Origin of the sequence: Kitasatospora viridis, assembly GCF_007829815.1 — a bacterium.
Lineage (GTDB): Bacteria > Actinomycetota > Actinomycetes > Streptomycetales > Streptomycetaceae > Kitasatospora > Kitasatospora viridis.
Genome location: NZ_VIWT01000002.1, coordinates 662,030 through 675,423 on the forward strand (window position 1 = coordinate 662,030; position 13,394 = coordinate 675,423).

Below are 13,394 nucleotides of genomic sequence, written 5' to 3' on the forward strand. Positions count from 1 at the left end.
ACAACTCGGGCAGACCGGGCGCGGGCGGAGGGAGACGAGGAACGACGTGAGCGGCGTGATCTCGGCGGTGGGCAACCTGCCCTCGCCCCTGACCAGCTTCGTGGGCAGGCAGCGCGACATCGTCGGGATCCGTCGGCTCCTTGGAGCGGCCCGGTTGCTGACCCTCACCGGAGTGGCCGGCGTGGGCAAGACGCGGCTCGCGCTGGAGGCCGCCGCCGCCTCCAGGAAGGGGTTCCCGGACGGGGTGTGGCTGGTGGACCTGGCGCCGCTGTCGGATCCGTCGGGGGTCGCGAACGCGACCGCGGATGCGCTCGGAGTGCCGGACCTGGGCGCGAGGCCGGTGTTCGACCAGCTCGCGCGGCAGCTGGCCGGGCGAAGGTCGCTGATCCTGCTGGACAACTGCGAGCACGTGGTCGACGGGTGCGCCGAACTGGCCCAGGCGCTGCTCTCGGCCGCCCCGGAGCTGTGCGTCCTGGCGACCAGCCGCCGGACGCTGGGCATCACGGGCGAGCGCGTCTTCACCGTCGAGCCCCTGCCACCGGACGAGGCGGTCGAACTCCTGCGGGAGCGGGCCGCTGCCGTCCTGCCGGAGTACCGGGGCAACGAGGTCAACGGCCGGGAGGTCGCCGCCCGGCTCTGCGCCGACCTGGACAGGCTCCCGCTGGCCATCGAGCTGACCGCGTCCCGGCTGCGCACCCTGACGGTCGAAGAGGTGACACACCGTCTGGAGGACCGGTTCGCACTGCTCACGGGCGGCTGCCGCAGCGCACGGCCGCGCCAGCGCACGCTGCGCGCGGCGATCGACTGGAGCTACGAGCTGTGCTCCCCGGCCGAGCGGCTGCTGTGGAGCCGGCTGTCGGTCTTCGTCGGCGGCTTCGGCCTGGAAGCGGCCGAAGACGTCTGCTCCGGCGCCGGCATCGACCGGCACGACGTGCCCGATCTCCTCGACCGGTTGGTCGCCCAGTCCGTCGTCGTGGCCTGCCGGCGCGAGGGCCGGCCCGGCTTCCAACTACTGCAGACCATCCGCCACTACGGGCGGCAGCGGCTCACCGAGTCCGGCGAACACGACGCCTTGCGGCGGCGGCACCGCGGCTTCTTCCTCACCCTCGCCCAGCGCCTCGCCGACAGCTGGTGCGGTCCGGGCCAAGCGCAGGGCCTGGCCGTCCTGCGGGCCGAACACACCAACCTCAGGGAGGCCCTGGACTGCGGCGACGATCCGCAGGCCACGCTCGCACTCGCCACCGCGCTCCGCTTCCACTGGTGCGTCGGAGGGTTCCTCGGCGAAGGGCGGCGACAGCTCGATCGGGCGCTGGCAGGCGCGCCCGAGCCCACCCCGACCCGCGCCCGGGCGCTGTGGGCCGCTGCCTGGGTCGCGCTGTTGCAAGGCGACCGAGCAGCGGCCGAGCGATGGCTGGACGAGGCCGACGACCTGGGCGAGAAGCTGGACGACCCCTTGGTGCGCGCCTACGTCCAGGGTCTGCGCGGCTCGGTGGCGGCTTTCCAGGGGCGGTTGGCCGAAGCCGTGCCCTTGTTCGAGGTCGCGGTCGACGCACACAGGGAGCTGGGTGAGACGGCCGGAGCCGTCTTCGTGCTGTTCCAGCTGGCCGTCGTCCGAACCCGCCTGGGGGACGAGCGCGCCCAGCACGACGGCAGGCAGGCGGTTGCCCTCGCTCAGGCGCACGGGGAGCGGTGGGGGTGCGCGCTGGCGCTGCGAGCCCTGGGCTACGACGCATGGGTGCGCGGCGACTGGGAGGCGGGCAAGGCGCTGACCCGGGCCGCACTGGAGATCGAGCGGGACTTCCACGACTACGTCGCAGCCGCGCTGGTGCTCGGACTGCTCGCCTCTCTCGCCGCCGCCGGCGGGGAACACGAGCGGGCCGCAAGCCTGTTGGGCGCCACGCGGGCCCTGTGCAGGCGGGTCGACACCACCATCGCCGCGCTCGGCTCGGTCGTGGTCGAGGACCATGCCCGCTGCGAGGAAGCGATCGTCGCCGCGCTGGGACCGGCGGCGTACGAGAAGGCGCTCGCGGACGGCGGCCGTCACGACACCCCGGCCCAGGCCATCGCGCACGCTCTGGGGACCGCCCCCGAGAACGCTGCCGCGCCTACCATCCGGAAGCCATTGACCCGCCGCGAGGAGCAGGTGTCCGCGCTGGTGGCCGACGGTATGACCAACCGTCAGATCGCCTCCGCGCTCAAGCTCTCGCCGCGCACGGTGGACGGCCACGTCGAGAACGTCCTGGCCAAGCTCGCCTTCGGCCGCCGCACCCAGATCGCGACCTGGTGGGCGGCAGGACGGGCACCCGCTCGTCGTACCCCGTAGAAGTACCTATGGTCCTGGGGGGCCCCGCGCTCGATCCTTGTGGACAGACGCACATCGAGGCGGTCGAACCCCACCACGAGGGCCTCGACCGGCCGACGACCACTTCGTGCGCACCCTGGCGACTCGGCGCACCGTCCCCTGGACGCCCGCCGGCCACACCTGAGGCGACCACCTGTCGCCCCTCACCACGAGGACCGAATGTGAGCACAGCCATCACTGCCGTCAGGCCACCGCGCAGCCGCGCGAGACTGACCCTCTCCGTCGTCGTCACCGTGCTGCTCGCCCTGCTCGTGGGCGTCATCAGCCCGTTCGGCGCGGCATCGACGGCACACGCGGCAGAGACGAACGCCCCTTACTGGGACCAGAAAACGGCGGATTTCAGCGGGCAGAACGCGAACCCCGCGGACCACACGGCGTGGGTGAACACGTACAACACCGTCATCAGTGAGATCCGCACCCGGGTCACGAACGGGGACCTCACCTACTCCGTCGGGAACGAGCGCCAGAACAACGACTTCTTCCGGCTCCGCATCATCGGAGACTACGGGGCGACCACTCTCGTGGTGAACGCCGCGAACCTCTACGTGATCGGCTACCTCAACGAGCGCACGGGCGTCTACTTCTCGATGGGCGGCAGTACCGACGACCCGACCAACGCGAGCAACCCGCTGAACCCTCTCGGCGTCGCACCCGACATGATCGACAACACGACTGTCGCCCAGGGGGACTACGGGTACCTGGAGCGGCTCGCCGGTGAATCGCGCGGGAACCAGCGCTTCGGGCCGAATCAGCTCAACGACTACACGCGAATTCTGAGCGCGGTGCCGGGCACGGCTTACGCCAGCGCGGGGAATCAGGCGTGGGCCATCATGGGATTGATCCAGATGTTCGCCGAGGGTGCCAGATTCGACTTCATCTCCGCCAATATCGGAACCCAGGTGAACAACGGTGGCCTCCAGGCCAACCAGCCGTTGCCGATCCAGGGATCCGGTGCGTCCCAGCCGGACTCCACGACCCAGGACGCGACCGCGATGGACTTCGAGAACAACTGGTCCAGCCTGTCGAACTACGTGCGACAGGTGATCAACTCCGTGACGCCCCCGCGCGTTCAGTACTACATCAACACCAGCCTGGTCCTCCTCACCCTCGACGCGATCAGGCAGCAGCTGGCGGTCGCGTACAACCCGAAGGGTGGAGGCCTCCTGCAGGTGGATCCCGCGGTGGTCGCAGCCGATGGCTCCGGGACGTTCACGACCGTGCAGGCCGCGATCGACTCCATACCGGCTGACGGGGAAGCCCACACCATCACCATCCGCCCGGGCACCTACCACGAGGTCATCAACGTCCCGGCGAAGCTGACGAACCTGACCATCCAGGGCTCCACCGGCAACCCCGAGGACGTCGTGATCACCTACGGCAACGCTCACGGGATGCTCAAGCCCGACGGCACTCCCTACGGCACGACGGGCAGCGCCACGGCCACCTTCCGCTCGTCCGACCTGGCCGTCACCGGCGTCACGATCGTCAACTCGTTCGATCCCAACGCCAACCCGCAGATCGACCAGTACTCCACCCAGGCCGTCGCGGTGGCCGCCCTGGGGGACCGGCAAGTGTACAACAACGACCGGTTCATCGGCACCCAGGACACCGTGGAGACCGTGAACAACACGACCGGCGTGCAGAACCGGCAGTACTTCCGCAACGACTTCATCGCCGGCACCGTGGACTTCCTGTTCGGCAACGCGACCGCCGTGTTCGACCAGGACAACCTGGAGGAGATCGACCGGGGGCAGGCGCTCGGCGGCAACGTCGTGGCGCCGAACACCGACTCGTCGCAGAAGTACGGGATGCTCATCACCAACAGCAACCTGTTCTCCTCGGCGGCGCCGAACACCTTCACCCTCGGCCGGCCGTGGCACAACACGCCGACCGCGGTCGGCCAGTTGGTGGTCCGCGACACCACGCTCCCCGCGGGGCTCATCACCGCCGCTCCGTGGACGGACATGACCCCCGACTTCCACTGGTGGCAGGCCCGGTTCGCCGAGTACCAGAACGGCGGCGCGGGAGCCGGCGTGAACTCCAACCGGCCGCAGCTGGCGGATGCCCAGGCCGGCGACTATACCGCGGCCAACTACTTGGCCGGCAGCGATGGTTGGAGTCCGGTCTGGTGACCACCGCGCCGACGGGCACGCTGCGCACCCGCAGCACTCCCGCCCTCGCGGCACGATGACCCCGGGCGGGGGCGAGACGGTACGAGTGTCTCGCCCCCGCCCGGGGCTGTTCCTCGACGGCTCGCGGTCGTGGAGCAGGGCCGGCAGCCGCCCTGCGACCGCGCGGACGCGGTTCGGAAACATCGACGCCTCATCCTTGACACGGCGTTGTAGCACGCCGTAGGTTCCGGGCATCATTTGAAGCGCTTCAAAGCGCTGTGCACCACGAGGAGTCACCGTGCAGCTGACCCCCAGATCCCGCTTCGTAGCCGCCCTGACGACCGCTACCGCCGCGAGCCTCCTGCTGAGCGGCTGCGGGGGTGCGAGCTCGTCGGGCGGCAGTGCCAAGGCGTTCTCGTTGACCATCAACGACGACAACCACATCGTCCAGCAGGAGCTCACCTCGCTGGGCGCGGGCGCGTGCAAGGCGCAGAACGCGGCTCTTCCGCTTCAGGTCCAGACCCTCCCGATCGGTGACGTCGACCAGAAGGTGCAGCTTCTCGCCGGGCAGGACGCCCTGCCGGTGCAGTTCGCGGCAGGAAACGCGCCGGCGCTGACCAAGACGCTGGACAAGGCCGGCCAGGTCCTCGACCTCCAGAAGACGCTGACGGACCTCGGAGTGTGGGACGACATCCAGCCCGCCGCCGTCAAGACCGTGGAGAACCTGTACGGCAAGTTCGATGTGATGCCCTATCAGTTCAACATCGAGGGCATCTGGTACAACAAGAAGATCTTCGCCGATCACGGTGTCGCGGTCCCGACCACCTACGACCAACTGGTGGCCGCCGCCGCACAGTTCAAGAGCGCGGGGGTCATACCCTTCTCCGCGTCCGGCAAGGCCGGCTGGCCGATCACCCGGCTCGTCAGCGGCTACCTCTACCGCGAGCTGGGCCCGGACGCCCTCCAGGCCGTCGCGGACGGCAAGGCGAAGCTGACCGACCCGGCGTACGTCAAGGCCGCGCAGGCCGTCGCCGACCTGGGGAAGGCGGGATACTTCGGCCCCGGCGTCGGTTCGATCGACTACGACACCTCGGTGCAGGAGTTCCTGACCGGCAAGGCCGCCATGTTCTACATGGGCAGTTGGGAGCTCGGCGACTTCAACGACGCCACCAAGAACCAGATCGGCGCGGCCAACGTCGGCTTCATGCCGTTCCCGACCGTGGCCGGGGGACAGGGGAGTGCCGACCAGATCCCGGCCAACGTCGGTCTCCCGGTCGCCGTCTCGGCGAAGTCGTACAACGCGAAGGTCGGCGACTGGCTCTCCTGCACGGCCAAGAACTACGGTGCCGCCTCCCTGAAGGACCAGAGCACGATCTCCGGCTTCAAGCCCGCCGGCGACACCGGCACCTTGCCGCCGCTCACCCAGCTGGTGCAGGACACCATCGGCAGGACCACGACCAGCACGCTGTGGTTCGAGGCGCTCTTCAACACCAAGGCCACCGAGACCAGTCAGACCAACGCTGCACCGCTGGTCACCGGAGCCATCTCCGCCCGGGACTTCATGCAGAAGGTGCAGAACGACCTCGACAACGGCTGACCCGGCCCCACCCTCCGCGACCTGTACCGAACCCCTCTGAGAGAGCCGACATGCGTTCCGTTCTGGGAGACCGCCGCGCCATCCTCGTCCTACTGGGTCCCGCGCTTCTCGTGTACACGCTGGTGATGCTGGTCCCGATGGGCTGGTCCCTGGGCTACACCTTCTTCAAGGGCAACGTCATCGAGGGATTCTCCTTCGGCGGGGTCGGCAACTTCGTCAAGTTGTGGCACGACCAGGAAGCTCACAGCGCCCTGATGTTCACGCTCACATACGCGCTGGCGGTCACCGTCGCGCAAGTGCTCTGCGGCTACCTGCTCGCGCTGCTGTACGTGTTCGTCCTGCGCCGGTCGTCCGCGCTGATCCGCACGCTGGTGTTCTTCCCGGTGATCCTGCCGACGGTCGCCGTGGCGCTGATGTTCCAGAAGCTCTTCGCCGTCGCACCGCAGAACGGCCTGGCCAACATCGCCGTCGAGGCGCTCGGCATCCACCACGGCGACTGGTTCGCCAGCAGTTCGGGGGCCTTCCTCGTGCTGGTCGTGATGGACGTGTGGCGCTCCATGGGCTTCTACGCCGTGCTCATCTACGCCGGACTGCTCGACATCCCGGAGGAGACGATCGAGTCGGCGCGGCTCGACGGTGCCACCGGATGGCGGCTGGTCCGGCACATCATCGTGCCGCTGTCCTGGCCCGTGCTGCTGTCCTCGCTCGTGTTCAGCATCAACGGAACGCTCAAGGTGTTCGACTCGGTGCTGGCCCTGACCAACGGCGGGCCCGGCAGCGACACCACGCCGCTCACGCTGTACATGTTCCGCACCGCGTTCAACTACGGCGACTACGGCTACGGAAGCACGATCGCCCTGCTGCTCACGGTGGTCTGTCTGGGCGTCACCCTCATCATCTTCCGCTTCTCGCGACGCGACCCGAGCAAGGGCTGAACTCCAATGATCGACTCCATCGCGGCACCGCGGCGCGAGGTCCCGACCCGGGCGCCGGCGCCGGCAGCCCTTCGCCTGCGCCGCGGCACCCGCCGACTGGTGCGCAACGCCCTCGTCACCCTGCTCGTGGTGGTCGAGCTCGCGCCACTGCTGTGGCTGCTGCTCAGCTCCTTCAAGAGCCAGAGCGAGTTCGTCGGGGACCCCGCCTGGGCGCTTCCGAAGAGCTGGAGCTTCCACAACTACACCGACGCCTGGACCACCGGCCACGTGGCGCTCTACGTCCGCAACAGCCTGCTGGCCACCATCCCGTCGCTGGCCCTGATCATCCTGCTCGGCACCGCGGCCGGCTTCGCCCTGGAGGTCATGGTCTGGCGCGGACGCAACCGGGTCCTGCTGGTGTTCCTGCTCGGCATCATGGTGCCGAGTCAGATGATCCTGTTGCCGCTCTTCCGGGTCTACTTCCAGGCCGGCCTGTCCGGAACCCTCTGGCCGCTGATCATCACCTACACGGCAACCGGACTCCCACTGACCGTCTTCATGATGGCCACCTACTTCCGGGTGATCCCGCGCGAGGTCTTCGAGGCCGCGGCCCTCGACGGCGCGAGCATCCTCACGGCCTTCTGGCGGATCGCCTTCCCCATGGTCCGCAACGCCGTCTTCACCGTGGCACTGGTGCAGTTCTTCTTCATCTGGAACGACCTGCTCATCTCACTGACCTTCACCAACAACGACGACCTGCGCACCGTGCAAGTAGGTCTGCTCAACTTCACCGGGCAGTACGGCGAGACGGCCTACGGGCCGCTGTTCGCCGCGATCTGCATCAACGTCTTCGGAGCTCTCGTGCTGTACCTGCTGATCAACCAGCGCATCATGAAGGGCCTGACGGCCGGGGCGGTGAAGGGATGACCCCTCAGCCGGCCCCGCTCGTCGCCCCGCCGACCGCCGAGCACCACCGGGAGCCCTTCGGCATCGGCGAGCCGACGCCCCGGCTCTCCTGGAAGACGACCGCTCCGGCGGGCTGGGCACAGCACGCCTACCAGATCGAACTCACCCGTGACGGCGGAGCCCACCGCACGGACTGGGTCACCTCGGCGGACTCCGTCCTCGTCCCCTGGCCGGCCGCCCCGCTGCAGTCGCGTGAACGCTGCGGGATACGCGTCCGCGTCCGCGGCGCCGACCGCACCGCCAGCTCCTGGAGCGCCCCCCTGCAACTGGAGACGGGCCTGCTCAAGCCCACGGACTGGACGGCGCAGGCGGTCTCGCCGCAGTGGCCCGAGCAACTCGACGGCGTGCGGCGTCCGCCCCTGCTGCGCAAGGAGTTCGGGGCCGGCTCGGACATCGAGCGCGCACGGCTCTACGTCACCGCACACGGGCTGTACGAGATCGAGATCAACGGCCGACGGGTGGGTGACCACGCACTCGCGCCCGGCTGGACCAGCTACGCACACCGGCTGCGCTACCAGGTCTTCGACGTCACCGACCACGTCCGGCCCGGCGCCAACGCCATCGGCGCCTGGCTCGCCGACGGCTGGTACCGCGGACGGCTCGGCTTCCACGGCGGCCACGCCAACCTCTACGGCGACCGCGTCGCCCTGCTCGCCCAGCTCGAAATCGTCCACGGCGACGGAACCGTCACGGTGCACGGCACCGACGCCTCCTGGCGTGCGGCGTTCGGGCCGGTCCTGGCCTCCGGCCTGCTCGACGGCGAGACCTACGATGCACGAGAGGAACGGCCGGGCTGGTCCGAGCCCGGCTTCGACGACACCGACTGGTCGCCGGTCGGCCCGGTCCCCCGGGACCCGGCGACGCTGTTCGCCCCTACTGGCCCACCGGTCCGCTGCACCCAGGAGATCGCCCCGATCCGGATCACCACACTCGATGCGGACCGCCTGCTGGTGGACTTCGGGCAGAACCTCGTCGGTCGGGTCCGCATCACCGTCAGCGGTCCGTCCGGACACACCGTCATCCTGCGCCACGCCGAAGTGCTCCAGGACGGAGAGCTGTGCGTGCGCCCCTTGCGCGGTGCGCTGTCCGTCGACCGCTACATCTTGCGGGGCGCGGCGGCCGAGACCTGGGAGCCGCGGTTCACCCTCCACGGATTCCGGTACGCCGAGATCACCGGCTGGCGCGGCGGGGATCCGCAGCGCGACATCGTCGCTCGCGTCCACCACACCGACATGGCCAGGACCGGCTGGTTCAGCTGCTCCAACGAACAGGTGAACCGCCTCCACGAGAACGTCGTGTGGAGTCTGCGGGGCAACTTCGTCGATCTGCCCACCGACTGTCCCCAGCGCGACGAACGGCTCGGCTGGACCGGCGACATCCAGGTCTTCGCGCCGACGGCCGGCTTCCTGTACGACTGCCACGGCATGCTCTCGTCCTGGCTGCGCGACCTTGCCGCCGAACAGCTGGAGGACGGCACCGTGCCGTGGTACGTCCCCGCGATACCGGGCGGCTCCCAGTGGACCCCGGCCAGGCCGGGTGCGGGCTGGGGAGACGTGGCAACGCTGACACCGTGGGCGCTGTACCTCGACTCCGGCGACGCAGGCCTGCTGGCCGCGCAGTACGACAGCGCGCGGCGCTGGGTCGACCTCGTCACCGGGCTCGCGGGCCCCTCCGGGCTGTGGAACCTCGGCTACCAGCTCGGTGACTGGCTGGACCCCGCTGCCCCGCCGGAGGATCCGGGCGCGGGCCGAACCGACCGGCATCTCATCGCCACGGCGTACTACGCCTGGTCCGCACGGCACCTGGCGCTGATGGCCGGCGTCTTGGGCCACGAGGACGACCGGCTCCGGTACGAGGCACTCGCGCTGCGGGTGCGCCAGGCGTTCATCGACGAGTACGTGCCGTCCGAGGGGCGAATGACCAGCGACACCCAGACCGCGTACGCCATCGCCCTGCAGTTCGACCTGCTGCCCGGCCCCGCTGCCCGGGCGGAGGCAGGGGAGCGGCTCGCCGAACTCGTCGCGGCCGGCGGGCACACCATCCAGACCGGTTTCATCGGTACGCCGTTGGTGGCCCCGGCCCTGAGCGCCACTCAGCACACCGACACCGCCTACGCCCTGCTCCTCCAACAGGAGTGCCCGTCTTGGTTGTACGCACTCAAGCACGACGCCACGACGGTCTGGGAGCGCTGGGACAGCATGCTCCCGGACGGCACCGTCAACCCGGGCGACATGACCTCGTTCAACCACTACGCCCTCGGCGCGGTCGCGGAGTGGCTGCACACGACCGTCGCAGGCCTGACCGCTGCGGCCCCCGGCTACCGCGACATCGTCTTCCGGCCACGACCGGGCGGCGGGATCACCTGGGCCGGCGCGGCCCACGAGTCGCCGTACGGCAGGGTGGCGATCCGCTGGGAGCTGCACGAGTCGCGCTTCGAGGTGCGAACCACGGTGCCCACCGGCACGCGGGCACGCATCGAATGGCCCGATGGGCAGGTGACCGTACTGACGCCGGGAACCGCCAGCACCTGCTGCCCGGGGTGCGCAAGCGCCGCGCCCCGCGATTAGCGCGGTGCCCGGAGAGCGTGCAGCCGGTCCGCCCCCTGGAACACCCGTGTTCAGAGCAGGTCGTCGTCCCACTGCGCCAGCAGGATGTCGCCAAGATCGCCGCCGGTTTCTTCCCCCACCCCGTCGTGAAGAGGTTGTTCGGTCCAGATGACCTTGCCGCGGGATGTGTAGCGGGTGCCCCAGCGTTCGGCGAACTGAGCGACCAGGAACAACCCCCGTCCGCCCTCGTCGGAGGCTCGGGCCCGCCGCAGGTGGGGGGACGTGTTGCTGGCGTCGGAGATCTCGCAGACCAGACTTCGGTCGTGAAGCAGCCGGACATGGATCGGCTCGGTGCCGTACCGGATGGCGTTGGTGATCAGCTCACTGAGGATCAGCTCGGTGTTGAACTGGATCTCCTCCAGCCCCCACTCCTGCAGTTGACGGGCGCATTCGGTGCGGATGGGGGCGACGGCGGCCGGGTCGCTGGGGACGTCCCAGTCGGCGACCCTCACCGGGTCCAGCAGCCGGGTGCGGGCCACCAGCAGTGCGACGTCATCGCGGGGGCGGGCAGGCACCATCGCGCTGAAGACCGCCTCGCAGGTCTCCTCCGGGGCCCGCCCCGCAGCGTCGCCGAGTGCATCCCGCAGCGAGTCCAGACCGACGTCGAGGTCTCGGTCGCGGTCCTCGACGAGCCCGTTGGTGTACAGCACCAGGTTGGATCCCGCCGCCAGCTGCAGCTCGGCGACCTCGAACGGCAGGCTCCCGCCCAGGCCAAGGGGCGGGGAGAGGGGAACATCCGGGAACGTCACGGTGCCGTCGGGGCCGACGAGGGCGGGCCCGAGGTGGCCGGCCCGCGCCACGGTGCACCGTCCGGAGACCGGATCGTAGATGGCGTACAGGCACCTGGCCCCGGTGATTCCCGCTCCCTGCTCCTCGCGAGCCTCGTCCCGGTCGATCCGGGCGACCAGCTCATCGAGGCGCGCGAGAATCTCGTCGGGAGGCAGGTCGAGAGCGGAGAAGTTGTGCACCGCGGTGCGCAGGCGGCCCATGGTGGCCGCGGCGTGCAGGCCGTGGCCGACCACGTCTCCCACCACCAGGGCCGTCCGGGTGCCCGGGAGGGGGATGACGTCGAACCAGTCACCGCCCACACCGGGCTGGGCGGACCGGTATCGGTGGGCGACCTCCAGCGAGGACAACTCGGGCACCCCGTGGGGCAGCAGGCTGCGCTGCAGGGCGACGGCCAGGGCGTGTTCCCTGGTGTACCGGCGGGCGTTGTCCAGGCACACCGCCGCCCGGGCCGCCAGCTCCTCGGCGAAGGTCACGTCGTCCTGCTCGAACGGATCGTTCTCGGCCCGCCAGAAGTTGACCATCCCCAGGACGACCCCGCGGGCCTGCAAGGGCGCCGTGATCAGTGAGTGGAGCCCGTACGCCAGGATCCTGCGAGCCGACTCCGGGTCCTGGGCCCGCCAGCCGTGGGCAGCCCGCAAGTCCGCCTCGATCACCGCGCGGCCGTGCTCCACCACGGCGGCCGGCGGAGTGGAAGGGGCGAACCGGATCAGTTCACCGACGGGGATCAGCGGGTGATCGGCGTGGATGCCACTGACCGCGACACGCCGCATCTCGGTGCTCGCGCCGGCCGGCTCCTCTCCGCGCAACACCAGGTCCAGCAACTCGACGGTGACGAAGTCGGCGAACCGTGGGACGGCCGCCTGCGCCAGTTCCTCGGCCGTGTGCGCCACGTCGAGGGTGGTGCCGATCCTGAGCCCCGCCTCGTACAGCAGGGTGAGCCGCTCCCGCGCCACCTCGGCCCGGCCTGCGAGCGCCCGCAGTTCGGTGGTGTCCCGCAAGGTCGCCACCCAGCCCGGCGGTTCCTGCGGGCCAGTTGATCGGACATTGACGGCCAGCAACCGGTCCCCGGCCAGGTGGACTTCGTCCGTGGCCACCCGCCCCGAGGCGAGCAGCCCGGCCACCCCGGCCTCCAGGCCCAGCCCGGTGACCGGCCGCCCCTCGCAGTCCGGCGGCAGGTCCAACAGTCGTCGCGCCTCGTCGTTGGCCAGCAGCAACTGCCCGTCCCCGTCGACGATCACCACACCCTCGCGCACCGCGTGCAGTACGGCGTCGTGGTGCTCGTACATCCGGGTCATCGCGGCCGGCCCCAGCCCTCGGGTCTGACGCCGCAACCGCCGCGATACCAGTGCCGTCCCGCCTGCGGCCACCGCCAGCACCCCCGCTGCCGTTCCCAGTACCACCGGCAGCTGTCGGTCCACCGCGTTGTGCACGTTCCTGACTTTGATGCCGACGCCGACCGTGCCGACGGCCGGACCCTCCGGTTGGGTGACGGGGACGAGCGCGACCACCACGGCCAAGCCGTCGGACGTCTTGGTCGTGAGCGTCGAGGCCTTGTCCGGGGGCGTGCCCGAACCGGTGACATGCGTGCCGATCATGGCAGTGTCGGGGTTGGCGTAGGTGATGCCATTCGAGCCCCACACCACGATGAAGTCGACACCGGCCGCTTGCTGCGTTCCCTGTGCCTGCGGCTGCAACACCGCGGCTGGATCCGCGCTGGTCAGCGCCGCTACGGTCCCCGGGGCGTGAGCGACTGCTTCAGCGACGGCGAGTGACCGCCGACCGGCCTCGTTCTCGCTGTCACGCCGAGCCTGCAGGACCAGCGCGACAACCGCGGCGGCGATGAGAAGCACCACGACCACCACCTGCGAGGCGAACACTTGACCCGCGATACTGCGAAGGCCCGGCACGGAGCGCAGACGCTCCGCTGGAGACCGGTGAGGAGCCTCGCGCTCGTGCTCCACCCGGGTGCGCTTTCCTTCCTGCGAACTCAAAAGATCACGCCAACCCTTTTCCGATGAACCTGGACGCGGCTGGAGCCCAGAATCGACG

At 69.9% G+C, this 13,394-nt stretch carries 7 protein-coding genes; 6 read left to right on the plus strand and 1 reads right to left on the minus strand.

What is annotated here, in order from left to right; all coding sequences use genetic code 11:
- The first annotated feature begins 46 nt into the window (after positions 1–46).
- The 6 genes from FHX73_RS30200 (at position 47) to FHX73_RS30225 (ending at position 10,517) form a co-directional block, all read left to right on the plus strand.
- Positions 47–2,323 carry an ATP-binding protein gene (locus FHX73_RS30200; RefSeq protein WP_342795335.1) on the plus strand — a complete coding sequence of 759 codons (2,277 nt, stop codon included), beginning with the start codon at positions 47–49 and terminating at the stop codon, positions 2,321–2,323.
- Between the two features lie 200 nt (positions 2,324–2,523).
- Positions 2,524–4,494 carry a pectinesterase family protein gene (locus FHX73_RS30205; RefSeq protein ID WP_170305138.1) on the plus strand — a complete coding sequence of 657 codons (1,971 nt, stop codon included), beginning with the start codon at positions 2,524–2,526 and terminating at the stop codon, positions 4,492–4,494.
- 277 nt (positions 4,495–4,771) lie between these two features.
- Positions 4,772–6,070 carry an ABC transporter substrate-binding protein gene (locus tag FHX73_RS30210; RefSeq protein ID WP_145909062.1) on the plus strand — a complete coding sequence of 433 codons (1,299 nt, stop codon included), beginning with the start codon at positions 4,772–4,774 and terminating at the stop codon, positions 6,068–6,070.
- A gap of 137 nt (positions 6,071–6,207) precedes the next feature.
- On the plus strand, positions 6,208–7,005 hold the full coding sequence (locus FHX73_RS30215; protein WP_246213956.1) for a carbohydrate ABC transporter permease: 798 nt from the start codon (positions 6,208–6,210) through the stop codon (positions 7,003–7,005).
- Between the two features lie 6 nt (positions 7,006–7,011).
- Positions 7,012–7,911, plus strand: a complete 900-nt coding sequence (locus FHX73_RS30220; RefSeq protein ID WP_145909064.1) for a carbohydrate ABC transporter permease — start codon at positions 7,012–7,014, stop codon at positions 7,909–7,911.
- Positions 7,908–10,517, plus strand: coding sequence for an alpha-L-rhamnosidase (locus FHX73_RS30225; RefSeq protein WP_145909065.1), 2,610 nt, complete (start codon positions 7,908–7,910; stop codon positions 10,515–10,517). Before FHX73_RS30220 ends, FHX73_RS30225 begins: the two co-directional genes overlap by 4 nt.
- 50 nt (positions 10,518–10,567) lie before the next feature.
- Here FHX73_RS30225 and FHX73_RS30230 read toward each other — a convergent pair whose 3' ends face one another.
- Positions 10,568–13,306, minus strand: a complete 2,739-nt coding sequence (locus FHX73_RS30230) for a SpoIIE family protein phosphatase (RefSeq protein ID WP_425461456.1) — start codon at positions 13,304–13,306, stop codon at positions 10,568–10,570.
- Positions 13,307–13,394: the final 88 nt, after the last annotated feature.